This is a genomic window from Aeromonas sp. Y318-3, assembly GCF_027706185.1.
GTDB lineage: Bacteria > Pseudomonadota > Gammaproteobacteria > Enterobacterales > Aeromonadaceae > Aeromonas > Aeromonas veronii.
The window spans coordinates 1-24,813 of the sequence record NZ_JAPDCN010000006.1 but is presented as its reverse complement, the minus strand read 5'-3'; the positions used below and the strand labels follow the sequence as shown (position 1 = coordinate 24,813).

Sequence of the window (24,813 nt, the reverse complement as noted above, 5' to 3'; positions counted from 1 at the left end):
ATTCCCTCTTGTTATGGGGTCACCCGCAGCGGGGCCCACTCCTTTTTTTGAAGAAATGCCAAACCATTCACACTCTTTGGCAAAAATTGCGCAGGGATGCGCATCAACACGCTACCAAAAAGTGGGGGTTGCTGTCTGCTGACTATACTGATGTTAAAACGCTCATTTGAGAAAGCTCGGCAAGAGACTGAAAGTAAATGAGTTGTTAACTCTTACGAACTGGCTGCCGCGGTACAGAGCCACATAAAATCAACAGGGAAATGAGGGTTTAGTCATGTTCAAGCTCGGTGATATTACCGTGAGCCGCAAATTGATTTTGCTGCTCGCACTGGCGTTTGTCGGTTTTGTCTCGTTGCTGCTTATCTCGGCCAACGCGCTCCAGCGCAATCTGATGAGCGAGCGAGAAGCGCGGCTCAATGCGGTACTGGAGCAGGCCATGAGCCAGATCCAGTTTCTGGCCAGCACCCTGCCAGCAGAGCAGGCTCAGCAGGAGGCACGCAAGCTGCTGACCAACACCCGCTTTGATGGCAACAACTACCTGTTCGTCATCGACGAGAACCGCACCATGGTGGTTCACCCCATCCGTCCCGAACTGGTCGGCCAGAAGATGGGTGAAGGAGGCGCCGCCACCGCCGGGCAGTTCTGGTATCAGATGGTGGATATCGCCAAAGGGGGCAAACAGGGCACTCTGCAATATGTGTGGGTCGGCCCATCGGGCGAAACCGCCGACAAGCTATCCATGGTCTCCGGCTATCAGCCTTGGGGCTGGATCCTCGGTTCCGGCATGCTGCTGCAGGATATTCAGCAGACCATCTGGGCCCAGTACATGAAGATGGGGACCGCCACCGCCATCGTGATCCTGCTGATGGGGTTGCTGGGCTGGCGCATCACCCACTCCATCGTCTCCCCCCTCAGTCAGATCAACCACGCCATGCAGCGGGTCGCCAAGGGGGATCTGGTGGTAAGCATCCCGGTACAGGGCAAGGATGAGCTGGGAGTGGTCGCCCACTGTACCAACCAGAGTCTCGATGCCATCCGCCACGCCCTGCTGGAGGCCAGCCAGGGAGCTCGCAACGTGGCAGATGCCGCCCTGCGCATCGCCGCCTCTGCCGAGCAGACCAATCAGGCGGTGACCAGCCAGCGGGATCAACTGGCCCAGCTCGCTACCGCCATGAACGAGATGAGCGCCACCATCTCCGATGTGGCCGGACACGCCGAAAATACCGCGCGGGATACCCAGGAAGCGACTGGAGAAGCCGGGCTCGGCAACCGCGACGTTCACGCCAGCGTGCACGGTATCAAGGCGCTGGCCACCGAGGTGGAGCAGGCCACCCAGCAGGTCAACCAGCTCAAGGAGGGAGTGATGCAGATCAGCGAAGTGACCGCCGTTATCAGCGCCATTTCGGAGCAGACCAACCTGCTGGCCCTCAACGCCGCCATCGAAGCAGCACGGGCTGGCGAGCAGGGACGCGGTTTTGCCGTGGTGGCCGACGAGGTGCGCCAGCTGGCCAGCCGCACCCGCCAGTCCACCGAGGAGATCCAGAGCACCATAGCCCAGCTGCAGCAACGGGCCGTCACCGCCGCCAATGCCATGGACACCAGCCGCAAACTGGCAGAGAGCAGCGTCAACCAGTCCCAGCAGGCGGGGCAGGATCTCACCCTGATCGTCAACCACATCCAGCATGTAAGCGACATGGCAACCCAGATCGCTACCGCCGCCGAGCAGCAGAGCATGGTGGCCGAGGATATGAACCGCAACGTCAGCGGCATCAACGACTCGGCGCTGGAGATGTCCCAGTCCGCCTCGCAACTGGCGCAGGAGAGCGAGCTGCTGGCCGGTCTCTCCCGCAGTCTGGATGAGCGGCTTGCGGTGTTCAAACTGGGCAAGGAGTCCTCCACTGCGCCAATGATGGCTCCCGTGTCTCCCCCCTCCGGAGAACAGCGCGCCCGTCATTGATGGCGTCAATCCGTGTCGCCTTGTCACCCGACCTGCCAGCCAAGCTGGCAGGTTTTTTTACGCCGCAAAACACGCGGCGAGCATGCATCTTATTGGCATATTCAACGGCATTCGACGCCATTCACAGATAAGAGAACAATTTAAAAACAGCCAGTTAGAATGATTTGCGCGCCATTGGATGATGCGTTTAAACATTTAACTTCAAACAATTAATCAATGCGGTGCACAATGCTGATGGCCGAACATTTGGCCCATAACTAACCATCTAGTCATTTGGCAAACTGACCGAAAGGTCGGGACGCAAAGCCTCCGGTCTACAGACGTTTTGTCCAGGATAGCGGGGTTGCCACACGCAAGTGTGCATCGGGGAACTCCCCGGCCAACTGACTGCCCACATCTATCGAACAGAGGAATGTATGGCAGCAAAAATCCAACTCAATCACATCGCGGCGATGCTGGCCCTGCTGGCCAGCGGCAGCGCTCTGGCGCATGGCTACATCAGCCAGCCCGAGAGCCGCAACTATCTGTGCAAAACCGGCGGCAACAGCCAGTGTGGCGGCGTGCAGTGGGAACCCCAGAGCGTGGAGGGCCCTTCCGGCTTCCCGCAGAGCGGCCCACAGGATGGTCAAATCGCCTCGGCGGGCAGCCCGCGCTGGAGCGAGCTGAACATCCAGACCAGCGACCGCTGGACCAAGCGTGAAGTACAGCCCGGCCCCTTCGCCATCAGCTGGACCTTCACCGCCAACCACGTCACCCGCAACTGGCGCTACTACCTCACCAAGCAGGACTGGAACCCCAACCAGCCGCTCACCCGCGCCTCGTTCGACCTTAATCCCTTCTGCGTCATCGACGGCAACATGGTGCAGCCGCCCAAGCAGGTGACCCACAACTGCATCCTGCCGGAGCGCACCGGTTATCAGCTGATCCTCGGTGTGTGGGAAGTTGGCGACACCAGCAACAGCTTCTACAACATCATCGATGCCAAGTTCAAAGATGGCAGCCTGCCGCCGCTGGAGTGGAGTCAGGCCGGCACCATCTACCCCTCCATCGACCTCGCGGCAGGTGACAAGGCAATGACCCGGGTATTCGATGCCAACGGCGAGCGCCCCGATCTGCAAACCGTGCTGACCATCACCACTGCCGAACAGGGCCAGAAGAACAACTGGGCCCATGCCCTCGCCAGCAAAATCAACGCCGAGCAAAGCCTGATCCGCGCCGGTCAGCAAGGGGCCGATGGCCAGTTCAATCCGGTCTACGGTATGAACCCCATCTATCTGAAGCGAAACAGCGAGCTGAAGCGGGTCGAGATTGACCTGCAACAGCAGCAACCGCCGGTGGTGGACAGTATCAGCGTCAGCGGTCTGGCCAGCGACTATGTGCTGGACAACGGCAAGGCAACCCTCGATTTCACCGTCACCGCACAGGGCGATCTGACCGTCTCCAACACCCTCTATGACCACGGCGGCGTCGCCAAGGGTGAAAGCAGTGCCGACATCAAGGACAGCAGCCACACCTTCACCATGGCGCTGGAAGGGCTCAAGGCAGGTCACCACCAGCTGGTGATCAAGGCCACCCCGAAAGCGGGCGGCGAGACCATCCAGCAAACCATGGATCTGATGTTCAAGGATCAGAGCAGCGGCGAATATGACTTCGTCTTCCCGAACAACATCAAGTCCTACACCGCCGGAACCAAGGTGCAGCAGCCGAAAAATGGCAAGGTCTATCAGTGCAAGCCCTTCCCCTACAGCGGCTACTGCGTGCAGTGGGCCACCACCGCCACCCAGTTCGAGCCGGGTGTCGGGTCCCACTGGCAAGAAGCCTGGATTGAGCTGAAGTGATCCGCAGCGGGTCATGACGCCATCAATAAAACGGGGAGCCATTGGCTCCCCTTCTTGTCTTCTATCCCCGTTCAAATCTGGACGTCGATGGCGGGCTAGCAGCCCATAACACCTTCCCGATAGCCTGCACGACTCTTGTGCAGTGCTCGCGCTCCATCTCTATTGCTCATATCGGCCACTCGCATCGGGAGCCGGACGCAGACTCTGTGAGCCATGCCCCTCTGCCTCCTTACGCCCTGTGCCATCATGGGATCAGGCAGCAACAACGCGAAAAGGAAGCCGCCATGTGGATCAATGCCGAACCCGTCAACGGAGCCCTGGTCTCACTGGCCATCGGCCTTATCATCGGACTGGAGCGGGGCTGGCAGGTGCGCCAGCTGGGGGACAACCAGCGCATCGCCGGAATGCGGACCTACGGCCTTATCGGCCTGCTCGGCGGGGTCTGTGCGCTGTTGCTGCCCACTCTGGGCCCCTGGCTGCCGCTGCTCGGCCTGCTGGCGGTGGTGACCGGCTGCGGCCTCTCGGTCTGGCTGGCCCAGCGCTGGCAGGGAGAGTTCGGCCTCACCAGCTCGGTGGCTATGCTGCTCACCTATCTGCTGGGGCTGATGTCGGTACTGCTCAGCCCGAGCGAGGCGGTGGCCTGCGCCGTGCTGGCGGCCCTGCTGATGGGGCTCAAGGGCAAGATCCAGCAGGGGATGCTGTTTCTCAGCGAAACCGAATTTCACGCCACCCTGCGCTTTTTGCTCATCTCGCTGGTGCTGCTGCCGGTACTGCCCAACGAGGAGATGGGGCCCCTCGATGCCTTCAACCCCTTCAAGATCTGGCTGATGGTGGTGGTGATCGCCGGCATCTCGTTTTGTGGCCACTTCGCGGTGCGGCTGCTCGGCACTCGCGCCGGGCTGGTGCTCACCAGCATACTGGCGGGATTGGCCTCCTCCACCGCCCTCACCCTGCAGTTCGCCCGCCTCAACAAGGAACAAGGGGGGCTGGAGCGACTGCTGGCTACCGGCATCCTGCTGGCAGGGGCCACCATGTGGCTGCGGCTGCTGGTGCTGGTGCTGCTCATTCACAGCGAGCTGGCGATGCGCCTCGTCGCCCCCCTGTTGCTGCTGGCCACCACAGTCTACGGCTTTGCCTTCTGGTTCTGGCGTCAGCGCGAGGAGCTGACCGACGGACCGGTAAAACCGGAAACCAGCAACCCGCTCGATCTGGCCACTGCCATCAAGTTCGGCCTGCTGCTGGCGTTGATCGGCTTTATGGCAACGCTGCTGCAAGACAAGGTGGGCAACTCGGGGGTCTATCTGCTGGCGCTGGTGTCGGGGATCACCGACGTGGATGCCATCACCTTGTCGCTCTCCCAGCTCTCCCACAAGGAGCTGGCGCTGGAGGTGGCGGCCCGCGGCATCCTGCTAGCCGGGCTGGTCAACTCGCTGGTGAAGGGGCTGCTGGCCCTGGGGATAGGCGGCCGCCGGCTGGGACTGCGGGTGCTGCTCCCCTACTTCGTCTCGGCCCTGCTGATCCTGCCCCTCGTCTGGCCCGCAGGTTGACGGGGATCACCCGCCAGAAGTGACAGACTGACGCCTCTCGCGCTTGTCACGTATACTGCCACCTCTTGCAGCATGAGGAGGTAGCAATGGCGAGCGACTGGGACAAGGTACTGGCAGGCGGGGCACTGGATAGCCAGAGCGAGGAGATAGCCAACGACCGGATCCGCGGTCAGGCGCTGCTGGCCAAGCTCAACGGTTCATCGGCGGGCGATGGCCCTTTGCGCCAGCAGATTTGCCGCGAGCTGTTCGGCCACTGCCCCGACTCCTGCTGGATCAGCACGCCGTTTACCTGCGAATTCGGCCGCAACATCCATATCGGCGAGAAGACCTTCTTCAACTTCAACGTCACCATTCTCGATCTGGGCGAAGTGCATATAGGCAGCCATGTGCTGCTGGCCCCCAACGTGCAGATCTACACCGCCACCCACACCATGAACTATCTGGAGCGACGCAACTGGACCGCCTACAACAAGCCGGTGCGGATCGGTGACGACTGCTGGATTGGCGGCGGCGCCATCATCTGCCCCGGCGTCACCATAGGGCCGCGCTCCATCATAGGTGCCGGCGCCGTGGTCACCCGCGACATCCCGGCCGACTCGGTGGCGGTGGGCAATCCGGCCAGGGTGATCCGCACCCTCAAACAGGACGAGGAGCGCTGCTGGGAGTTGGCCCAATGATGGCGCTGGCGCTGCTGCCACTGGGCGCCGCCCTCTGGCTCGGCCTCGACGAGCAGCAGTGGTGGCCGCTGGCCGTGTTGCTCTCCATGAGCCTGCTCACGGTAGCCGCCTACGCCTGGGACAAGCGGCAGGCGGTACGGGGTGAGTGGCGCATTCCCGAATCGAGGCTCCATCTGCTGGAGCTGTGCGGCGGCTGGCCGGGGGCGCTGGTTGCCCGCCAGTGGCTGCGCCACAAGACCCAGAAGCGCAGCTACCGGCTGGTCTTCTGGTTTATCGTGCTGCTGCACCTCACCCTGTGGGCGCTCTGGGTCGGTCGACCCCTCTGGCAGCAATAGCCAACTGCATCACAAAGGCGAAAAGGGCCCCATTGCGGCCAATTGGCGGCTGTGAGAAAACAGAACGGATCCCATCAGCGTTTTCGCCGTTTATAGACGACAAGGAGTCGTGACATGACCATGTGGACAGGCATAGTCCTGATCGTATTTATCAGCCTATTGTTCGGATATCTCGGCAAACGGGCTCGCTACCAGATGGGGGATGCCCGCATCACCGATCGCCTCGGCAAGCAGGATATGATCATAAGAGAGCTACAGGAGCGGATCGCCAATCTGGAGGCGATCGTCATCGAGGAAGAGAAACGGCGCCCGTTTCGGGAGCTGTGATTTTTCGCCATCAGGCGTCAGATAACCAAAATTCAAATCAAAGAAAGAGGGCTGCATGATGCAGCCCTCTCTCGTTTCAGCAAATTCAGATTGCCAGCGGCAGCAACTCCGCATAATCGCGGATCGCCGGAAAAGCGGTGATGCTCTGCTCCGGCTTGCAGCTATCCGGATTCTGGATCGCCAGCTGATAGCCGATGCCATAGTCGGCGGCAGCCCGGAGGATCCGCTCGCTGTCATCCACAAACAGGGTACGGGCCGGATCGAACGCCAGCCGCTCGGCCAGCGCCTGCCAGCAGTGCTGGCTCTCCTTCGACCAGCCCAGCTCGTGGGTACTCACCATCAGATCCAGATGGTCGGCAAGACCGAGTTGCGCATCCTTCACCGACAGACTGGCGGGGTGAGCGTTGGTGAAAAGCACCAGCTGCTTGCCCGCGGCGCGCAACGCGGCCAGAAAGGGGATGGCGTGGGGACGCCACTGGATCTTCGCCAGCAGCTCCTGCTTGAGGGCACGGATGTCGAGCCCCAGGGTCTCGCTCCAGTAATCCACGCAGTACCAGTTGAGGGTGCCGTTGACGGCGTGATAGTGGACATCGATCTGCGCTTTGGCTTCATCCAGTGGCAGCCCGAGCCGCTCGGCGTAACGCTCCGGCACCAGCTGCTGCCAGAGGTGGTTGTCAAAATGGAGATCGATCAGGGTACCATCCATATCGAGCAAGACGGTATCTATCTGGTGCCATGGCAAGGTGGTGGAGCGGGAGTGTGGCATCGGGCCTCTTGATCGCGGATCTCGGAAAACGGGGCGGCAGTATAACGGATTTTTCCCCCCCCTTTCCCCTCCCTGCCCCGTGGTGTTCGGTGTGTGAGTCGTTTACTCTTGAAGCACGATTTTTTAACGAGCCGTCACCCCTGATGAGTGAGCACCACAAAAGCCCCCCCGAACAGATTTCGATCGACCAGCTGGAGCAGGAGAAGAGCAAACCGGAGATCCTCAAAGCCGATATCGTCGCCGAGAGCCGACTGTTCAAGGTGGAATCGCTACACCTCAAGTTCTCCAATGGCGAAGAGCGGGTCTACGAGCGGATGCGCGGCGGTAATCGTGGCGCCGTCATGGTGGTGCCGCTGTTCGATGCCCACACCCTGCTGCTGGTGCGCGAATATGCCGCAGGCACCCACTCCTACGAGCTGGGCTTCCCTAAAGGGCTGATCGACCCGGGCGAAGATGCCTTCGAGGCGGGCAACCGGGAGCTGATGGAGGAGGCAGGCTTTGGCGCCAACAGCCTCACCCTGCTCAAGCAGGTGTCGCTGGCGCCCGGTTACTTCTCCAGCCGGATGGACATTTTACTGGCGCGGGATCTCTTCCCCGAGCAGCGGATCGGCGACGAGCCCGAACCGCTGGAAGTGATCCCCTGGCCGCTGAACCGGATCGACGAATTGCTGGCGCGACCCGACTTCACCGAGTCGCGCAGCATCAGTGCCCTGCTCCTGGCCCAGAAGTGGCTGGCGGAGCAGGCAGAGTAGCCCGCAGACGGGCAGTTAACAGACAGAGGATAACGAGATGCAGGAGTTGTTGGCCTGGGTGCCGGGGGTCAAGGAGATTGCCCGCGAAGCCGGAAGGATCCTTCACGACATCTATCATGGCGGTCAGTTCGAGCGTCAGCTGAAGGAGGATGCGACCCCGGTCACCAGTGCCGATCTTGCTGCCGATGCCTACCTCAAACAGGCGCTCTCGGCGCTCACTCCCCACGTTCCCGTGCTGACCGAAGAGGCGGCCGACATCCCCTTCAGCCAGCGATCCAACTGGCGGCAGTACTGGCTGGTGGACCCCCTCGACGGCACCGGCGAATTTATCGAGGGTAGCGGCGATTTCGCCACCCTGATCGCCCTGGTGCGGGACAATGTGCCGGTGCTCGGGGTCATCTATGCTCCCGAGTCCAACGTGCTCTACTGGGCGGTGCGCGGCTACGGCGCCTTCAAGGAGGTGAATGGCGAGGTGTTGCCCATCAGCGCCATGCATCACGAGCATGACCAGCCTGACTCACTGGTGGTGGCTATCAGCCGCCGCCAGAAGCTGGAGAACCTCACCCGCCGTCTCAACCCGGCCATCAACTACGAGCTGATCCCGCTTGGTTCCAGCTCCCTCAAATCCTGTCTGGTGGCGGAAGGGGCGGCCGATTGCTACGTAAGGCTCGGCCCCACCGGCGAGTGGGACACCGCCGCCGCCCAGTGCATCGTCGAGGCAGCCGGTGGCCGTATCCTCAGCCTGGCGTTGCAGCCACTCAGTTACAACGAAACCGAGTCGCTGGAGAACCCTGACTTTATCGTGATGGGGGATCCGGATCTCGCCTGGGGCAACATTCTGGCCCACTAGACGAGTAGCAATATCATCACACCAGACAAGCAGGCGGCCCGATGGCCGCCTGCTTTTTCAGGGAAGTTGCCCCGGGTGATGGCCGGTGTGATCCGCTGGTCAAGGCGCTCTTGAACAGCGTGATACGCTGGCAAAGCGGCAAAATGATAGTGAAACATCACAATCGGTCGGCGAGAAATGGTACGATTTTTCACGTAATTCTGAAAACACCTGATTAGCCAAAATAAAAAAATGACAGCAGATCAAATTTTGGTTTTATATTTCACAAAAACCACCAATATCAGTTTTGTTTCATTCTGTGACCCAGATTCCATTCCCAATCTCGCTGGCTAAACCCCGCAATAGCAGTGATATGTTTCAGTCTCGCTTTTTGAGAATTAAATCCCGATAAACCACAATGAACTCAGATTAAAACACTAACAAAAAGTGAATTAGTAATGAGTTTATCTGTAGAGGCTACCAAGGAGCTATCCGGTTCCTGCTCCACCACGTCCAGCATCACCCGCTGGCGCCGTCACGACACCCACTGGGTTATCAGCCTGTTTGGCACCGCCGTTGGCGCCGGTATCCTGTTCCTGCCTATCAATCTGGGTCTGGGCGGGATCTGGCCTCTCGTCATCGTCGCGGTACTGGCAGGCCCCATGACCTTCCTGGCCCACCGCGGACTGGCGCGCTTCGTGCTCTCCTCGTCACGCCCCCACGCCGACTTCACCGAAGTGGCGGAGGAGCACTTCGGCAAAATGGCCGGCCGCCTTATCTCGGCGCTCTACTTCCTCTCCATCTTCCCGATCCTGCTCATCTACGGGGTCGGTCTGACCAACACGGTGGAGAGCTTTATGGTCAACCAGCTCGGCATGGCAACCCCGGATCGGGTGATGCTCTCCGGCGTGCTGGTATTCGCCATGATCGCCGTGATGCTGGCGGGTGAGAAAGCGATGCTGCGCGCCTTCGCCTTTATGGTCTATCCGCTGGCGGCCATTCTGGCAGCCCTCTCCTGCTACCTGATCCCTCAGTGGCAATGGCCGGAAGTGACCGCGTTTGAAGGAGTCAGCTTCCTCAACACCGTCTGGCTGGCGTTGCCGGTCACCGTGTTCGCCTTCAGCCACGCCGCCGCCATCTCCGGCTTTGCCAACGTGCAGCGCCGTGAATATGGCGAGCAGGCAGAAGCCAAGAGCGGCCTGATCCTGCGCAACACCACAGTGATGCTGGTGGGCTTTGTGCTGTTCTTCGTCTTCTCCTGCGTGCTGAGCCTCTCGCCAGCCCAGCTGGCCGAAGCCAAGGCCCAAAACGTCTCTGTGCTCTCCTATCTCGCCAACATCACTGACAACCCGGTGATTGTGACTCTGGGGCCGCTCATCGCCTTTATCGCCATCAGCTCCTCCTTCCTCGGTCACTTCCTCGGTGCCCGCGAGAGCCTGAAAAGCCTGATCGCCAAGCCCACCGGCCTGCCGCTTGCCAAGGCGGACAAGCTGGGCATCGTCCTGATGTTCTTCGCCATCTGGGGCGCCGCAGTGATCAACCCGGGCATTCTGGGGCTGATGGAGACCCTTTCCGGCCCGGTCATCGCCATGATCCTGTTCATCATGCCAGTGATTGCCATCTACAAGGTGGAGGCGCTGGCCCGCTTCCGTCACGGCTGGACCAACGGCTTTATCCTGCTGACCGGTTCGCTGGCGGTATCGGCGCTGATCTTCAGCCTGTTGAAGTAACGACTCGCAGCAGAAAACAAAAAAGAGAGGCGACCCCGGGGTCGCCTCTCTTGTCTCTGTTCGGACGTGAACTCAGCCCAGCTTGGCGCCGTTCTCCACCGCCTGCTCGGGAATAGCCATCACTACGGCGCCATCCGGCCGATAGAAACCGGTCAGCAGAAACTCCGACTGAAACGGCCCTATCTGTTTGGCCGGGAAGTTGACTACGGCGATGATCTGGCGGCCCACCAGCTGCTCTGGCTGGTAGAGGGCGGTGATCTGGGCACTGCTCTTGCGAATCCCCAGTTCAGAGCCAAAATCCGCCCACACCTTGTAGGCCGGTTTGCGCGCCTCGGGGAACGGCTCGACCCGCACCAGGGTGCCCACCCGGAGCTCCACCATCTCAAAATCCTGCCAGCTAATCGTCTCCATTTCTGCTCCTGTTTATCGTGCACCTTGCATGACCCGCAGCATGGCCCAAAGAGAGCATCCCGTCTTCGGCGCTCAGCCGTTTCGTTGCGGCAGGTAGCCGTTTTGCTGGCGCCAGAGGGACGGAGTAAGCCCGTTCTCGGCCAGGAAGCGCTCGCTGAAGGCCCCCTGATTCTGGTAACCGCAGCGGCTGGCAATCTCGCCAACAGGCAGTTGCGTACCGGCAAGCAGGGTACGCGCCAGCGCCATGCGTCGACTGCGAATGTAGTGGGAGACGCTCATCCCCAGCTGCTGGCGAAAGGCGAGCTTGAACTGGCTCTGGCCAAGGCAGGCGATGGCGGCGAGTTGCTGATTGGTCAGCGGGGCGGCAAGGTTGACATCGATATGGCGTTGCACCTTGAGGATGCGGGCGGCAAGGCGTGGAATGGCTGCGCTCTTCATCCCCTGCCCTTCCGCCAGAAGGGAGAGCCACACCTGCTCCATACCCGCCACCTGCCGCCCCTCGGCCACCATGCGGTGCAGAAAAGCGAGGTAGTGGCGCTGGGGCTCATCCAGCTCGATAAAGGGGCGGGCCGCCAAATCGCCGGGTAGCCAGTCGCTCTCCTGCACCAGAAACGAAAGCGCGGGATCGGCAGCGTAGTCGTGCCGCTCGCCGGGGGCGATGACGCAGGCAGAACCGGGGGCAAGTCGACGCGCCCGGCCCTGCACCTCGATCTCGAGGGGGCCGTCGAGGGGGATCACCAGCTGGGCAAAGTCGTGACTATGGCTGCAGACTTGGTGGTGATAGTGGCGCAGGCTGAAGCGGGACATGGCAGATAGCAATGACGCGGCCAGGGCCGCGTCATTGGGGGTTATTCCTTGTCGAAATCTTCGATCTCTTTGCCCAGCGCTTCCATGATGGCGCGCGCTTCGGCCGGGACGCTGTCCGGTTGATCCTTGCGCAAGTCTTCGTCGCAAGGGAGCGGCTGGCCGGTGAAAGCGTGCAGGAAGGCTTCACAGAGCAGCTCGCTGTTGGTCGCATGACGCAGGTTGTTCACCTGACGGCGGGTGCGCTCATCGGTCAACACTTTCAACACCTTGAGCGGGATCGAGACGGTAATCTTCTTGACCTGTTCGCTCTTCTTACCGTGTTCCGCGTAGGGGCTGACGTAGTCGCCGTTCCACTCTGTTCCCATGACTCACCTGTTCTCATTTAGCCGTGAGCGCGGATTTTAACCCTTAAGGAAATTAATGGCAATCCAACAGCAAAGCCATTTAGACGTCTGGAAGTGTTGACGGCTTTTTTAAGCTGGCGTAGTGTGGTTGACCATGAGCCCGCAATGGCGGGATGGCGCGTGGCAGCAAGATGCCGGCGTGTGAAAAGACATCAAGGAGAGTGATATGACCCACAAGGCCACCCTGGCGGTTCGCACCGGGATTGAGACAGACACACAGCACGGTGCCGTGGTGCCCCCCATCTACCTCTCCAGCAACTACACCTTTGCCGACTTTGGCGAGCCCCGTCAATACGATTATGCCCGCTCCGGCAATCCGACCCGCACCAATCTGGCGGACGCGCTGGCGGCGCTGGAAGGGGGCGCTGGCGCCGTGGTCACCGGCACCGGCATGGGGGCCATCCATCTGGTCACCACAGCACTGCTCAAGGCGGGAGATCTGCTGATCGCCCCTCACGACTGTTACGGCGGCACCTGGCGTCTGTTTGAGTATCTGGCGGCCAAGGGCCACTACCGGGTGCAATTTGTCGATCAGGGTGACGAGGCCGCTCTGGCCGCCGCGCTGGCGCAAAAGCCTGCGCTGGTATGGGTGGAGACCCCCTCCAACCCGTTGCTGCGAGTGGTGGATATCAGCGCCATTGCCAGCGCCGCCCACGAGGTGGGTGCGCAGGTGGTGGTGGACAACACCTTCCTCTCCCCCCTGCTGCAACAGCCGCTGGCCCTTGGTGCCGACGTGGTGGTGCACTCCACCACCAAGTACATCAACGGTCACTCCGACGTGGTGGGCGGAGTGGCGATTGCCAAGGAGGCAGCACTGGCCGAGTCGCTGGTGTGGTGGGCCAACTGTCTGGGGCTCACCTCCGGGGCGTTCGACTCCTACCTCACCCTGCGCGGCCTGCGCACTCTGGCCCCCAGATTGCGCACCCATCAGGAGAATACCGACCGCATCCTCGCCTTCCTGCAACAACAGCCGCTGGTAAAACGCATCTATCACCCCAGCCTGCCGAGCCATCCGGGCCATGATATTGCGCGCCGTCAACAGTCCGGCTTCGGCGCCATGCTAAGTTTTGAACTCGATTGCAGCGAGGCGGGCATTCGCGCCTTCCTCGCGGCCCTCACCCTCTTCTCGGTGGCCGAGTCCCTCGGCGGGGTGGAGAGTCTGGTGGCCCATCCGGCCAGCATGACTCACAGGGCAATGACCCCGGCGGCGCAGCAGGCAGCAGGCATCAGCGCCCAGCTGCTGCGGTTGTCGGTCGGTATTGAACACGGTGAAGACCTGGTGGCCGATCTGGCTCAGGCTTTTGCACAGGCGCAGCAGGCAGAACAGGTAGCGAAGTAATGGAACAGCAGCAACAAGGAGAGATCGCGGTGGCAGCAGAAGCAGGATTGAAGCGACGTCACGTCCACAAATTTGGTGGCAGCAGTCTGGCGGATCCGGTCTGTTATCGCCGGGTCGCCAGCATCGTTGAACAACAGGTGGGCGGGGATGAACTGATCGTGGTCTCCGCCGCCGGCAAGACCACCAACCGGCTGATCCAGCTGGTGGAGCTGGCCGAAGCGGGGGACGAAGCCGCCGGTGAAGCCATCTCTGCCCTGCAGGCCTATCAGCAGAGCCTGATCGACGGCCTGCTGGAGGGTGAACTGCAGCTCGATCTGAGCAAGCAGTTGGCCGACGACATGCAACTGATCGCCAAAACGCTTGAAGGGCAGTTTGATCGCTTCGCCCGCAACGGCCTGCTCGCTTTTGGCGAAGTGTGGTCGGCGCGCCTGCTGGCAGCCCTGCTCACCAGCCGAGGCGACAAGGCCATCTGGCTCGATGCCCGCAGCTTCCTGCGCGCCGAGGATGGCGCTCTGGTCAAGGTGGATACCGCCCTCTCCAGCGAGCTGCTCAAGGCACGGCTGGCCGAACATGCCGGTCGCATCGTGGTGACCGGCTTTATCGCCGCCGACATGGAGGGGCGCTCCCTGCTGCTCGGTCGCAACGGTTCCGACTACAGCGCCAGCCTGTTGGCACTGCTGGCGGACGGCGAATCCACCACCATCTGGAGCGATGTGGCCGGGGTCTACAGCGCCGACCCCCGTCGGGTGAAGGAGGCGCGTCTGCTGGAGCGCCTGAGCCTCGCCGAAGCCAACGAGCTGGCCCGCCTTGGCTCTTCGGTATTGCACTCACGCACCCTGCAACCTGTGGCCGACAGCCGCCAGCGCCTCACTTTGCGCTGCAGCTACAACCCGGACGAGGGCTGCACCCATATCCTGCGCCGCGCCCCCCGCTCCGGCGGCGCCCGCATCGTCTCCTCGGTGGATCAGATCGCCCTCATCGAGCTGAAGGTGCTGCCGCAGACCAACTATGAGCAGACGGTGGCCACCATCGAGGCCCATCTGGCCCGTCACCGCCTCAACCCGCTCACCCTGCAGCGCCAGCCGGATCGCCGGATCCTGCGTCTCGCCTACACCCTCGAGGTGGCACAAGGCGCCTTCGAGCTGCTGCGCGACTTCCAGCTGCAAGGGAGCTTCACCGGCCTCATCCAGAAAGAGGGGTTCAGTCTGGTGGCGCTGGTCGGCGCCGGTGTCACCGACAACGCGGAGCAGTGTCATCGCTTCTATCAGCTGCTGGCAGATCAACCGCTGGAGTTCGTACAGGTGGCCCGAGATGGCCTGAGTCTGGTGGCCGTGCTGCGTCAGGTAGTGCTGGAGCCGCTGCTCATCGCCCTCCACAGCGCCCTCTTCAGCCGCCCGACCCGGGTTGGACTGGTGGTGTTCGGCAAGGGCAATATCGGCGGCCACTGGCTGAGCCTCTATGCCCGCGAAAAGGCACGGCTGGAACATGAACTCAATCTGGCGCTCACCCTCTACGGGGTGTTCAGCTCGGAAGGGGGCCTGCTGGATGAAGAGGGGCTCAACCCCCTCAAGGTACAGGACAACTTCAACCCCAAACCGCTGATCTGGCCGGAGTTGCTCTCCCAGCTTGAGCAGCACGGCTTCGATGCGCTGATTGCACTGGACATGACCGCCAGCGAAACGGTGAGCCGCTACTATCCGGATTTTGCCCAGCTCGGCATTCACATCATCGCCGCCAACAAGTTTGCCGGTGCCGCCGACAGCGAATTCTACCAGCGCATCAAGCAGACCTGCCGCGACCATCAGGTGCAGTGGCGCTACAACGCCACCGTGGGCGCCGGGCTGCCAATCCAGTCCAGCATCCAGATGCTGCGCCAGAGCGGCGACCGCATTCAGGGGGTCTCCGGCATCTTCTCCGGCACCCTCTCCTGGCTGTTCCAGCAGTATGACGGCACCCGCCCCTTCTCCGAGCTGGTGGACGAGGCGTGGCAGCACGGTCTGACCGAACCGGATCCCCGCGAAGATCTCTCCGGTCAGGATGTGCGGCGCAAGCTGCTTATTCTGGCGCGGGAGGCGGGCTTCGAGCTCGACTCCGCCGATATCGAGCTGGAGAATCTGGTGCCCGTCACACTGCGCAAGGTGACCGCCGATCAGTTCATGGACAGACTGAAAGAGCTGGATGGCCCGATCCAGACCGCCTTCGAGGGAGCCAAGCGCCTCGGCAAGGTGCTGCGCTACGTGGCCCGCTTCGAGCATGACGGCAAGGCGCGGGTCGGACTGGAGGCGCTGGAGCCCCATCACCCGTTTGCCAACCTCTTGCCATGCGACAACATCTTCGCCATCGAGAGCGACAGCTACCGCACCAACCCGCTGGTGATTCAGGGACCGGGGGCGGGCCGGGAAGTGACCGCCGCCGCTATCCAGTACGATCTGTGGCAAATCTGCGCCAGCCTCTAAGGCTGATATGCAACGGGAGCAGCACTCAGCTCACGCGCACAATAAAAAAGCCCGAGTCGATGACTCGGGCTTTTTGCTGAATGCCGCTTCGATTAGGAGAAGCAGGCCTGCAGCACGTAGAAGATGGCGATAGCCAGAATGGCACCGGCAGGCAGGGTGATGATCCAGGAGACCACGATGTTGCGCAGTACCCCCAGGTTCAGCGCCGCAATGCCGCGCGCCAGACCGACACCCATCACAGCACCGACCAGGGTCTGGGTGGTGGAGATGGGCAGACCGGTACCGGAGGCAATCACCACGGTCGCGGCAGTGGCCAGCTGGGCAGCAAAACCACGGCTCGGGGTCAGGTGAGTGATGCCGGTACCGACCGTCGCCATCACCTTCTCGCCCATGGTCGCCAGACCGATTACGATACCGATACCGCCAAGGGGCAGGATCCACCAGGCAATGGCTGCCTGACTGGAAATCTCGCCACCGGAAGCCACGATAGAGGCCACCGCAGAGAGCGGGCCAATGGCGTTGGCCACATCGTTGGAGCCGTGGGCAAAGGCCATGGCACAGGCGGTGATCACCATCAGGATGCCGAACACCTTCTCCACGTTGGCGAAGTGCATCTTGCTGTCATCCTGCGGGTTGTACTTCTGGCCGCGAATGTAGATCCAGCCGGCAAACGCCACTGCGATGGAGATGGCGATGGAAAGCAGAATGCCCTCGCCATCGCTCAGGTGCAGACCGACGTGGGTCAGCCCCTTCTTGATGGTCACCAGACAGATCACCAGCGCAGTCAGGAACATGTAGAACGGCACATAGCGCTTGGCGTTGTTCAGGGGATCATCGGTGTTGAAGATAAGCTTCTGCACGCTGATGAACATGAAGTAGGCAATGACACCGGAGATAGCCGGGGTGATTACCCAGGAGCCGACGATGCCACCAAACTTGCTCCACTGCACCGCTTCCGGGCCAATGCTCACCACCGCAAAACCGACGATGGCGCCAATGATGGAGTGAGTGGTCGAGACAGGCCAGCCGAAGTAGGAGGCGAGGATCAACCAGGCGCCCGCCGCCAGCAGGGAGGCGATCATGCCGAGTACCAGCAGGTCCGGGCTGTCGACAAATGCATTGCTGTCGATGATGCCGTTACGGATGGTGGCCGTCACTTCGCCACCGGCCAGATAGGCACCGGCAAATTCGAAGATCATGGCAATGATGATCGCCTGACGGATGGTCAGGGATTTGGTGCCGACCGATGTGCCCATGGCGTTGGCCACGTCATTCGCGCCAATGCCCCAAGCCATCAAAAAGCCGAACAAGGCCGCCACGAGCACCAGAGTGGTGCCGTAATTCGCGATAATGTCCATTAGTTGTGTTTACCCAGTCAGTCGATTACGAACGAGCCAGCATCAGTTCCAGACGGGCGCCTACGCGCTCGGCCTGATCTGCCAGGTCACCTACCCATTCGAGGATCTTGTAAAGGAACATCACATCGATCGGATTGTAATTGTGCTCAACCGCTTGCAGCTGTTGGCGCAGTCCGATCTGCATGGTGTCTGTATCGTCCTCGATCAGATCCAGCTGGTGGATCATCTCGGCAACCATTTCCACTTCCCGTCCTTTGAAGCCGGTCTCGAGCAGCTCGTCGAGCTCCCCGATCGCTTTCTCGGCCTGAGCGGTCGCATCAATACAACGTTTGAGGTAAGCCATGAAATCCGTCCGCATTTCAGCGGGGAATTCCATGCGACGGCCAAGCATGCGGCCGGAGATATCCTTGGCACGGTTGGCAATCTTGTCTTGCTGGGTCAACAGCTCCAGCAGGTCGGTACGTGCAACCGGCAGGAACAGGCCGCGAGGCAGTTTCAGACGGATTTCACGCTTGAGGGTATCTGCCTCTTTTTCCAGTTGGGCGATCTGCTGCCGGATCTTCTCGGCATCTTCCCAACGGTCTTCGGCAACGGCGTCAAAGAAAGGAACCAACTGCTGGGAGCACTGGTGAACCTTGACGATATGCTTCTGCAGCGGCTTGATGGGGGACTTGGCAAAAAGCCCCAAAATAGTATTTACTGGCATGGCCAAACCTGTGTCGGTGAAAAAACACTCGATACGATTTTATGAGGCGCGCATGGTAACCGAACTGCGCCCTCAATTAAACCGCGAATTAATCTAGTCGTCTCGCGGGCATTATATCCCCGCGACCCGAATCCTGCCCCCCAAAGTTGCCTGCCAGCCCGGAATGACTATGCAAACTGAGATCGAGATAAAGTTTTTTGTCGCCAGCGACATTCAAGCCAAGTTATCCAACCTGCTGAATTCTCTTGAGATTAAAGAATCGTCACAACAGCAGCTCGGCAACGTCTATTTCGATACGCCGACCCTTGCCCTGCGTCGTCTGGACATGGGGCTGCGGATCCGCCGCTGCGACGCCTTCGCCGAACAGACCATCAAATGCCGTGGCCAGGTGGTGGGCGGCCTGCACGCCAGACCCGAGTACAACGCCCCTGTCAGCGGCGATCTGCCGACCCTCTCGGCCTTTCCCGATGAGATTTGGCCGACCCTGACCGAGCGCGACCACATTCAGCAACAGCTGGTCGCCCAGTTTCGTACCGACTTCCTGCGCCGCCATTGGCTGATCGCCTTCGAGGGGGCCGAGATTGAGCTGGCCTGGGATCAGGGAGAGATCGTCGGCAGTCAGGGGCGCACAGCGATCAACGAGCTGGAACTGGAGCTCAAGTCGGGCGATACCGCGGCGCTGTTTGCACTGGCCCAACGCCTCGCCAAGCTTGGTGGACTGCGTCTCGGCGCCCAATCCAAGGCCCAGCGCGGCTATCGACTGGCTGGTCTTGGCAAACCGCTGGCCCTGCAGGCGCTGGTCGAACATGAAGGTATGGATGGCACAACGGGGGTAAGCGAGGGGCTGCGCCACTGGCAGCATCACGAGCAGCTCTGGCTGGAGCATCCTCAGGATAAAGGCATTCAACAGCAGGCACTCGCAGCCCTGTGCCAGGGGATCGATCTGGTCGCCCGCACTGCGGCCGTGCTGCCACAACCTGCACCTTGGCTGCCAGCTCTGACCAACCTGCACACCCATCTGCAAGCCCAATCGGACGAGCATGACGAGTGGCCTGCCGAACTGGCCGAGCTCTTCCTCTATCCGGCGTATGTCGAGTTGCAGCTGGCCATCGCCGCATGGCTGCATCACGCAGCCTGAGCGTGGCCATACCGGTACTAAAGGTCGGAAATAAAGGCCAGAAACAAAAGCCGAAAACAAAACGGGTGAGCCTTGGCTCACCCGTTTTGCACTACAGCAGGTTGAGCTGCTGCATGGCGCTGCGAATGCGCTCGCGGGTCGCTTCCGACAGTGGCATCACCGGCAGGCGGCACTCCTCGCTGCAGAAACCGAGCAGGGAAGCGGCATATTTGGCACCGGCCGGGCTCGGCTCGGCAAACATCGCCTGATGGAGCGGAATCAGCTGGTCTTGCAGTTCACGCGCTTCTTGCCACTTGCCGGCCAGCGTGAGGTTCTGCACCTCGGCCACCAGCTTGGGGGCCACGTTGGCGGTCACAGAGATACAGCCCTGACCGCCGCCGATGTTATAGGCCACAGCCGTGGCATCTTCACCGGAGAGCCAGGCGAAGGGCTTTTTGATCAGCTGGCGCTCGGTCCAGGGGCGGGACAAGTCGCCGGTGGCATCTTTCACCCCGGCAATACGCGGCAGCTCGGCCAGACGAGCCAGGGTTGCGGGTTGCACGTCGACGATGGCGCGCGGCGGAATGTTGTAGACGATGATCGGCTTGGCTGTGGCATCGTGGACCGCCTTGAAGTGGTGGTAGAGCCCCTCCTGATTGGGACGGTTGTAGTAACCGGCCACATGCAGAGTGGCATCAGCCCCCACCCGCTCGGCATGGAGGGTGTACTCGATGGCTTCGACCGGATTGTTGGAGCCCGCTCCGGCAATCACCGGAATACGGCCAGCGACCTGTTTGACCACCAGCTCCACCACCCGGCAGTGCTCGTCATGGGTCAGTGTCGGGCTTTCGCCAGTGGTGCCCACCGGCACAATGCCGTGAGTACCCTGATCGATATGCCACTCCACCAGACGCAGCAACGCCTCTTCATCCAGCTTTCCCTGTCGAAACGGGGTGATCAACGCAACGATTGAACCTTGAAACATGGGATCTCCTTCTCCTAAATGACGCGCATATGGCAATAAAAAACCCCGGTACGATGTGCGCAACCGGGGTTTGAAGCTTCTCAGGGATGAGAGGTTACGCGCGAACGTCGGCAGGCCCGAATTTCAGGCTTTTTTTGTGCTTTCGTTTCAACCCGCTGAACCGCATTTCGTCATCTCTGGTCAAAAAATGGTGTCTGGGCATATTTCGGGAACACGGCATAAATGTCAAGGCGAAAGGGGCTATGTATAATGGCCGCCCAAAATTGCGTGGAGAGACCCGATGAGCAGCCCAATCAGTGCCGTCAGCCAGATGCTGGAACGAAACCAAGCCCTCTTTGTCGGCAAGCGGCTACTTGTCTGCGGCGCGCTGGAGGATGACTACCCCCGCCAACTGGCGAGCCTGGCCCAGACCCTGACCGTCTTTACCACCGATTACTGCTACTACCGCAGCCAGCAGGCAGCCCTCGGCGAGGCTATCCTGTTCGACCACCAGCTTGGTGGAGCCCCGCGCTTCGATGCCCTGTTGCTGCTGATGCCCAAGGCCAAGGCCGAGGCACAATATCTGCTGGCCATGATGACCCCCTTGCTGGAAGCGGGTGCCGACCTGTTCCTGGCCGGTGAAAACCGCGGCGGCATCAATGGCGCCGACAAGCTGCTGGCCCCCTATGGCGAAAAGCCGATCAAACGTGACTCGGCCCGCCGCTGCTCGCTCTATCACGGTGAGCTGAGCAAACCGGTCGCCCCGTTCGATCTGGATAGCTGGTTTGGCCGCTATCAGTGCAAGGCCGGTGATACCGAGCTGACCGTGCTGGCACTGCCCGGCGTCTTCAGCGCCGCCGAGCTGGATCTCGGCACCCAGATGCTGCTGGCTGCTGTGCCACCGATGAAGGGCGATCTGCTCGATTTTGGCTGCGGCGCGGGGGTGATTGGGTCCGTGCTGGCCAAACGCAATCCGGATCTGCAGGTCAACATGGTGGATATCAGCGCGCTGGCGCTCGAATCGAGCCGCCGCACCCTGGCGATCAACGGTCTGCAGGGCAAGGTCACCGCTTCCGATGTCTATTCGGATGTCTCCACCCGTTTCCAGCACATCGTCTCCAACCCGCCATTCCATGCGGGTCTCAAAACCTTCTATGCGGCAACCGAGCAGTTCCTGGCCAAGGCGCCGGAATTTTTGCTGCCAAATGGTTCGCTGACCATTGTTGCCAACGCCTTCTTGCGCTACCAGCCTATACTGGAGACACACTTCAAACGGACTGAAGTGATCAGCAGTGATGCCAAATTCAAGGTCTATCTGAGCAAAATGTAAATAAGTGTAAGCCGCACAATAAAACAGCTAGAGAGCGCCATCCGGCATCTGATAAGGTATTAAGCACACGATAAAAACCACCCCTTTAGGGGTGTTTTTATACTGAACATTGAAAACCTTTTCATGTTGTTAATTCAGGGAGAGAAATACGATGGCAGGCATTTTGACCATGATCCTGGCTGGTGGCGAAGGTACTCGCCTGCAGCCTCTGACCACCACCCGCAGCAAGCCTTCCGTCCCCTTCGGTGGCAGCTACCGGCTGATCGACTTTGTCCTCAACAACTTCGTCAACGCCGACTTTCTGCGCATCTATGTACTGACCCAATTCAAATCACAGTCCCTCTACCTGCACATGAAGAAGGGGTGGAATATCGTCGGCATCACCGACCGCTTTATCGACCCTATCCCGGCACAGATGCGAATGGGCAAACGCTGGTATGACGGCACCGCCGACGCCATTTACCAGAACCTAGGCTTTATCGAACGGGCCGAACCGGATCACGTCTGCATCTTCGGCTCCGACCACATCTACAAGATGGATGTGAGCCAGATGGTCACCTTCCACAAGCAGAAGAACGCCGCCATGACGGTCGCGGCACTTCGCATGCCCATCGAAGAGGCGAGTGCCTTCGGGGTGATCGAGGTGGATACCGAAGGGCGGATGATCGGCTTTCAGGAAAAGCCGAAGCAGCCCAAGCACATTCCCGGCGATCCGACCCAGGCGCTGGTCTCCATGGGCAACTACATCTTCGAGACCGATGCTCTCTGCCGCGAACTGAAGCGGGATGCCGCCGAGGAGAGCTCCAGCCATGATTTTGGCAAGGATGTGATCCCGAGCCTCTACCCGCGCGCCCCCGTCTATGTCTACGACTACAGCACCAACGTCATCCCCGGCGAGAAACCGCACGTCTACTGGCGGGATGTGGGCACCCTCGACTCTTATTGGCAAGCGCACATGGACCTGGTGGCCGACAATCCCCCCTTCTCCCTCTATAACCGCAAGTGGCCCCTGCACACCCACTATCCGGCGCTGCCACCGGCCACCTTCATCGACAGCGACGAGTGCAAGGTGAAGATCGCCAACTCGCTGATCTCCGCCGGTTGCTTCATTCAGGGCAGCCAGATCCAGCGATCCATCCTTGGTTTCCGCTGCAATATCGGCGCGTGCAGCCATATCAGTGAATCCGTGCTGCTGGGGGATGTGAAGATTGGTGAAGGGTGCTCCATCCGGCGCGCCATCATTGATAAAAACGTTGAAATTGCGCCAGGCACCGTTATCGGTGAAAATCTGGACCACGATAGAGAGCGATTTACCGTATCCGAAGGCGGTATCGTGGTGGTACCTAAGGGAGCAAGAGTTGGCTATTAACCCACTGAAAATCCTGTTTGTTGCCTCGGAAGTTGAGGGGCTGGTCAAAACCGGGGGCCTGGCCGATGTCGCCAGAGCCCTGCCGATGTACCTGGCCCAGAAGGGGCATGATGTCAGGATCATGCTGCCCTTCTACAAGACGATAAAGCGACGGGATGAGGCCAGACTGGTGGCGTCACGCTGGCTGCCAACCCACCCCGGGCTACCGGATATCGGTTATCGCATCTACCAGATGGAGCTGGATGACGTCTGCGTCTATCTGCTCGACTGCCCGCAATATTTCGATCGTCCCCAGCTCTACGCCGAGAACAATCAGGCCTATCCGGATAATGGCGAGCGCTTTGCCTTCTTCTCGGCCGCAGCCCTCCATGCCTGCGAGCAGCTCGGCTTTGCCCCTGATATCGCCCACTGCAATGACTGGCACACCGGCCTGCTGCCACTGCTGCTGAAAACCCGTCACGCCCACAACCCCTTCTTCCAGCAAACCCGCAGCGTGATCAGCATTCACAACGCGGCGTTTCAGGGGGTGTTTGGCCGCGAGCAGTTCTGGGCCATGCCCGAGATCGCCGACTACGAACGCCGCATCAACTACGACTACGGCCACGTCAATCTGCTCAAATGCGGGGTGCTCTACGCCGACAAGATCAATGCGGTCAGCCCCAACTATGCCCAGGAGCTGCTGACTCACCTCGGCGCCCACGGCATGGCGCATATCTTCCAGCAACGGGCGGCGGATCTCTGCGGCATCCTCAACGGCTGCGACTACAAGGACTGGGATCCGGAGTTCGACGAATTCCTGCCTGCGACCTACAGCATCGACAACATGGCTGGCAAACAGATCTGCAAAGAGAGCCTGCAGCAGGAAGCGGGGCTGGCCGTGGCGGACTTGCCCATCTACGGCATGGTTTGCCGCCTGACCGAGCAAAAGGGCGTTCCCCTGCTGCTCCCTGCGCTGGAGAAATTCCTCCACCATCAGGTACAAGTGGTGATCGTCGGCTCTGGCGATCCTGCGCTCGCCACGCAACTGCAAACCATGGCTCGGGATTATCCGGGCAAGCTCGCCTTCATCAACACCTATGACGATCGGCTGGCTCATCTGGTCGAAGCCGGTGCCGACTTCTTCCTGATGCCCTCTCTGTTCGAGCCTTGCGGCCTCAACCAGATGTACAGTCTCGCCTATGGCACCCTGCCACTGGTGCGCGCCGTGGGTGGTCTGAAAGATACCGTGGTGGATTGGGATGCCGATCCCGAGCATGCCACCGGCTTCTGTTTTAACGATCCGACTGCCGCCATCCTGCTCGATACCATGCGCCGCAGCCTGCTCTATTTCCTGCAGGACAAGGAGCGTTTTGCCAAGGTGCAGCGCAATGCCATGAGCACCCGCTTCAACTGGCCTGACTCGGTCACCCAGTATGAACGGATGTATCAGAGCGCATTGGGCCGTTACTGAACGCCAAACGTCAGCTGATTGCTGAAGTTTTGTACCCTTGGCGCCACTTTGGGCGTCAACAGCGAAAAAAGTCCCCTTTGGCTGTTGACGCTCCCCCAAAACTCTATAGAATCCCCCTCCGCAGTGATGCGAAGGTGGCGGAATTGGTAGACGCGCTAGCTTCAGGTGTTAGTGTCCCACGGATGTGAGGGTTCGAGTCCCTCTCTTCGCACCAATACTGCCATGCTGATTCAGCAGCATGTAAATCCAACTAGAAAACCCGAATGTGCGAAGGTGGCGGAATTGGTAGACGCGCTAGCTTCAGGTGTTAGTGCCCCCCGGGTGTGAGGGTTCGAGTCCCTCTC

22 protein-coding genes, 1 tRNA gene and 1 riboswitch are annotated in these 24,813 nt (G+C 60.6%); of the genes, 16 read left to right on the top strand and 7 right to left on the bottom strand.

The features are described 5' to 3' along the window. Positions 1-274: 274 nt before the first annotated feature. From OKB77_RS09780 to OKB77_RS09755, 6 genes are all read left to right on the top strand, one after another. Complete coding sequence (locus OKB77_RS09780; RefSeq protein WP_150390208.1) at positions 275-1,957, top strand: methyl-accepting chemotaxis protein; 1,683 nt, start codon at positions 275-277, stop codon at positions 1,955-1,957. 265 nt (positions 1,958-2,222) lie between these two features. Then, positions 2,223-2,308, top strand: a riboswitch (cyclic di-GMP riboswitch). Between the two features lie 65 nt (positions 2,309-2,373). Next, on the top strand, positions 2,374-3,795 hold the full coding sequence (gbpA, locus tag OKB77_RS09775) for an N-acetylglucosamine-binding protein GbpA (protein ID WP_199415353.1): 1,422 nt from the start codon (positions 2,374-2,376) through the stop codon (positions 3,793-3,795). A 284-nt stretch (positions 3,796-4,079) separates the two neighbouring features. Further along, a complete protein-coding gene (locus tag OKB77_RS09770) occupies positions 4,080-5,342 on the top strand; it encodes an MgtC/SapB family protein (protein ID WP_199415352.1) in 1,263 nt (420 codons plus the stop codon). Positions 5,343-5,428: 86 nt separating this feature from the next. Continuing rightward, a complete protein-coding gene (locus OKB77_RS09765) occupies positions 5,429-6,019 on the top strand; it encodes a sugar O-acetyltransferase (protein WP_005348802.1) in 591 nt (196 codons plus the stop codon). Continuing rightward, positions 6,016-6,354: a DUF1294 domain-containing protein gene (locus OKB77_RS09760; protein ID WP_194495237.1), complete on the top strand. Its 339-nt coding sequence runs from the start codon at positions 6,016-6,018 to the stop codon at positions 6,352-6,354. Before OKB77_RS09765 ends, OKB77_RS09760 begins: the two co-directional genes overlap by 4 nt. Positions 6,355-6,468: 114 nt before the next feature. After that, a complete protein-coding gene (locus OKB77_RS09755; RefSeq protein WP_040067337.1) occupies positions 6,469-6,681 on the top strand; it encodes a hypothetical protein in 213 nt (70 codons plus the stop codon). Between the two features lie 85 nt (positions 6,682-6,766). Here the strand turns inward: OKB77_RS09755 and yrfG are convergent, their stop codons facing one another. Then, entirely contained in the window at positions 6,767-7,447 is a 681-nt protein-coding gene (gene yrfG / locus OKB77_RS09750) for a GMP/IMP nucleotidase (protein ID WP_139741524.1), read from the bottom strand. 143 nt (positions 7,448-7,590) lie between these two features. Between yrfG and nudE the strand changes: the two genes are divergently transcribed. The 3 genes from nudE to OKB77_RS09735 all read left to right on the top strand — a co-directional run bounded on the left by nudE (position 7,591) and on the right by OKB77_RS09735 (position 10,758). Continuing rightward, entirely contained in the window at positions 7,591-8,199 is a 609-nt protein-coding gene (nudE, locus tag OKB77_RS09745) for an ADP compounds hydrolase NudE (RefSeq protein WP_199415351.1), read from the top strand. 37 nt (positions 8,200-8,236) lie between these two features. Next, positions 8,237-9,049, top strand: a complete 813-nt coding sequence (cysQ, locus tag OKB77_RS09740; RefSeq protein WP_150390203.1) for a 3'(2'),5'-bisphosphate nucleotidase CysQ — start codon at positions 8,237-8,239, stop codon at positions 9,047-9,049. A gap of 437 nt (positions 9,050-9,486) precedes the next feature. Continuing rightward, positions 9,487-10,758 carry an aromatic amino acid transport family protein gene (locus OKB77_RS09735; protein ID WP_150390202.1) on the top strand — a complete coding sequence of 424 codons (1,272 nt, stop codon included), beginning with the start codon at positions 9,487-9,489 and terminating at the stop codon, positions 10,756-10,758. 72 nt (positions 10,759-10,830) lie between these two features. On the opposite strand, the gene OKB77_RS09730 is transcribed toward OKB77_RS09735, so the two are convergent. The 3 genes from OKB77_RS09730 to metJ form a co-directional block, all read right to left on the bottom strand. Next, positions 10,831-11,169: a tRNA-binding protein gene (locus OKB77_RS09730; protein WP_150390201.1), complete on the bottom strand. Its 339-nt coding sequence runs from the start codon at positions 11,167-11,169 to the stop codon at positions 10,831-10,833. Between the two features lie 72 nt (positions 11,170-11,241). Further along, positions 11,242-11,976, bottom strand: a complete 735-nt coding sequence (locus OKB77_RS09725; RefSeq protein ID WP_150390200.1) for an AraC family transcriptional regulator — start codon at positions 11,974-11,976, stop codon at positions 11,242-11,244. Between the two features lie 41 nt (positions 11,977-12,017). After that, on the bottom strand, positions 12,018-12,341 hold the full coding sequence (gene metJ / locus OKB77_RS09720) for a met regulon transcriptional regulator MetJ (RefSeq protein WP_005340251.1): 324 nt from the start codon (positions 12,339-12,341) through the stop codon (positions 12,018-12,020). Positions 12,342-12,546: 205 nt separating this feature from the next. Between metJ and metB the strand changes: the two genes are divergently transcribed. Together metB and OKB77_RS09710 are read left to right on the top strand one after the other, a co-directional pair. Further along, complete coding sequence (gene metB / locus OKB77_RS09715; protein WP_150390199.1) at positions 12,547-13,719, top strand: cystathionine gamma-synthase; 1,173 nt, start codon at positions 12,547-12,549, stop codon at positions 13,717-13,719. Continuing rightward, entirely contained in the window at positions 13,719-16,175 is a 2,457-nt protein-coding gene (locus OKB77_RS09710; protein ID WP_150390198.1) for a bifunctional aspartate kinase/homoserine dehydrogenase II, read from the top strand. The genes metB and OKB77_RS09710 overlap by 1 nt, the downstream gene beginning before the upstream one ends. A gap of 92 nt (positions 16,176-16,267) precedes the next feature. Here the strand turns inward: OKB77_RS09710 and OKB77_RS09705 are convergent, their stop codons facing one another. Together OKB77_RS09705 and OKB77_RS09700 are read right to left on the bottom strand one after the other, a co-directional pair. Further along, complete coding sequence (locus OKB77_RS09705) at positions 16,268-17,533, bottom strand: inorganic phosphate transporter (protein WP_005343043.1); 1,266 nt, start codon at positions 17,531-17,533, stop codon at positions 16,268-16,270. 25 nt (positions 17,534-17,558) lie between these two features. Continuing rightward, on the bottom strand, positions 17,559-18,239 hold the full coding sequence (locus tag OKB77_RS09700; protein WP_005340244.1) for a TIGR00153 family protein: 681 nt from the start codon (positions 18,237-18,239) through the stop codon (positions 17,559-17,561). Positions 18,240-18,408: 169 nt separating this feature from the next. Here OKB77_RS09700 and OKB77_RS09695 point away from each other — a divergent pair, with 169 nt between their 5' ends. After that, a complete protein-coding gene (locus OKB77_RS09695) occupies positions 18,409-19,377 on the top strand; it encodes a CYTH domain-containing protein (protein WP_150390197.1) in 969 nt (322 codons plus the stop codon). A 91-nt stretch (positions 19,378-19,468) separates the two neighbouring features. Here the strand turns inward: OKB77_RS09695 and dapA are convergent, their stop codons facing one another. After that, a complete protein-coding gene (dapA, locus tag OKB77_RS09690) occupies positions 19,469-20,341 on the bottom strand; it encodes a 4-hydroxy-tetrahydrodipicolinate synthase (RefSeq protein WP_042053266.1) in 873 nt (290 codons plus the stop codon). Positions 20,342-20,621: 280 nt separating this feature from the next. Between dapA and rsmC the strand changes: the two genes are divergently transcribed. The 4 genes from rsmC (at position 20,622) to OKB77_RS09670 (ending at position 24,683) form a co-directional block, all read left to right on the top strand. Further along, complete coding sequence (rsmC, locus tag OKB77_RS09685; protein WP_150390196.1) at positions 20,622-21,650, top strand: 16S rRNA (guanine(1207)-N(2))-methyltransferase RsmC; 1,029 nt, start codon at positions 20,622-20,624, stop codon at positions 21,648-21,650. 151 nt (positions 21,651-21,801) lie between these two features. After that, positions 21,802-23,019, top strand: a complete 1,218-nt coding sequence (gene glgC / locus OKB77_RS09680; protein ID WP_150390195.1) for a glucose-1-phosphate adenylyltransferase — start codon at positions 21,802-21,804, stop codon at positions 23,017-23,019. Further along, a complete protein-coding gene (glgA, locus tag OKB77_RS09675; RefSeq protein ID WP_139429970.1) occupies positions 23,009-24,469 on the top strand; it encodes a glycogen synthase GlgA in 1,461 nt (486 codons plus the stop codon). The genes glgC and glgA overlap by 11 nt, the downstream gene beginning before the upstream one ends. Positions 24,470-24,597: 128 nt before the next feature. Next, positions 24,598-24,683, top strand: a tRNA-Leu gene (locus tag OKB77_RS09670). Positions 24,684-24,813 lie beyond the last annotated feature (130 nt).

What these genes read in the sequence shown, in the direction of transcription:
- OKB77_RS09780 (WP_150390208.1), top strand. Translation starts at nt 275, where the DNA reads ATGTTCAAGCTCGGTGATATTACCGTGAGCCGCAAATTGATTTTGCTG.
- gbpA (WP_199415353.1), top strand. Translation starts at nt 2,374, where the DNA reads ATGGCAGCAAAAATCCAACTCAATCACATCGCGGCGATGCTGGCCCTG.
- OKB77_RS09770 (WP_199415352.1), top strand. Translation starts at nt 4,080, where the DNA reads ATGTGGATCAATGCCGAACCCGTCAACGGAGCCCTGGTCTCACTGGCC.
- OKB77_RS09765 (WP_005348802.1), top strand. Translation starts at nt 5,429, where the DNA reads ATGGCGAGCGACTGGGACAAGGTACTGGCAGGCGGGGCACTGGATAGC.
- OKB77_RS09760 (WP_194495237.1), top strand. Translation starts at nt 6,016, where the DNA reads ATGATGGCGCTGGCGCTGCTGCCACTGGGCGCCGCCCTCTGGCTCGGC.
- OKB77_RS09755 (WP_040067337.1), top strand. Translation starts at nt 6,469, where the DNA reads ATGACCATGTGGACAGGCATAGTCCTGATCGTATTTATCAGCCTATTG.
- yrfG (WP_139741524.1), bottom strand. Translation starts at nt 7,447, where the DNA reads ATGCCACACTCCCGCTCCACCACCTTGCCATGGCACCAGATAGATACC.
- nudE (WP_199415351.1), top strand. Translation starts at nt 7,591, where the DNA reads ATGAGTGAGCACCACAAAAGCCCCCCCGAACAGATTTCGATCGACCAG.
- cysQ (WP_150390203.1), top strand. Translation starts at nt 8,237, where the DNA reads ATGCAGGAGTTGTTGGCCTGGGTGCCGGGGGTCAAGGAGATTGCCCGC.
- OKB77_RS09735 (WP_150390202.1), top strand. Translation starts at nt 9,487, where the DNA reads ATGAGTTTATCTGTAGAGGCTACCAAGGAGCTATCCGGTTCCTGCTCC.
- OKB77_RS09730 (WP_150390201.1), bottom strand. Translation starts at nt 11,169, where the DNA reads ATGGAGACGATTAGCTGGCAGGATTTTGAGATGGTGGAGCTCCGGGTG.
- OKB77_RS09725 (WP_150390200.1), bottom strand. Translation starts at nt 11,976, where the DNA reads ATGTCCCGCTTCAGCCTGCGCCACTATCACCACCAAGTCTGCAGCCAT.
- metJ (WP_005340251.1), bottom strand. Translation starts at nt 12,341, where the DNA reads ATGGGAACAGAGTGGAACGGCGACTACGTCAGCCCCTACGCGGAACAC.
- metB (WP_150390199.1), top strand. Translation starts at nt 12,547, where the DNA reads ATGACCCACAAGGCCACCCTGGCGGTTCGCACCGGGATTGAGACAGAC.
- OKB77_RS09710 (WP_150390198.1), top strand. Translation starts at nt 13,719, where the DNA reads ATGGAACAGCAGCAACAAGGAGAGATCGCGGTGGCAGCAGAAGCAGGA.
- OKB77_RS09705 (WP_005343043.1), bottom strand. Translation starts at nt 17,533, where the DNA reads ATGGACATTATCGCGAATTACGGCACCACTCTGGTGCTCGTGGCGGCC.
- OKB77_RS09700 (WP_005340244.1), bottom strand. Translation starts at nt 18,239, where the DNA reads ATGCCAGTAAATACTATTTTGGGGCTTTTTGCCAAGTCCCCCATCAAG.
- OKB77_RS09695 (WP_150390197.1), top strand. Translation starts at nt 18,409, where the DNA reads ATGCAAACTGAGATCGAGATAAAGTTTTTTGTCGCCAGCGACATTCAA.
- dapA (WP_042053266.1), bottom strand. Translation starts at nt 20,341, where the DNA reads ATGTTTCAAGGTTCAATCGTTGCGTTGATCACCCCGTTTCGACAGGGA.
- rsmC (WP_150390196.1), top strand. Translation starts at nt 20,622, where the DNA reads ATGAGCAGCCCAATCAGTGCCGTCAGCCAGATGCTGGAACGAAACCAA.
- glgC (WP_150390195.1), top strand. Translation starts at nt 21,802, where the DNA reads ATGGCAGGCATTTTGACCATGATCCTGGCTGGTGGCGAAGGTACTCGC.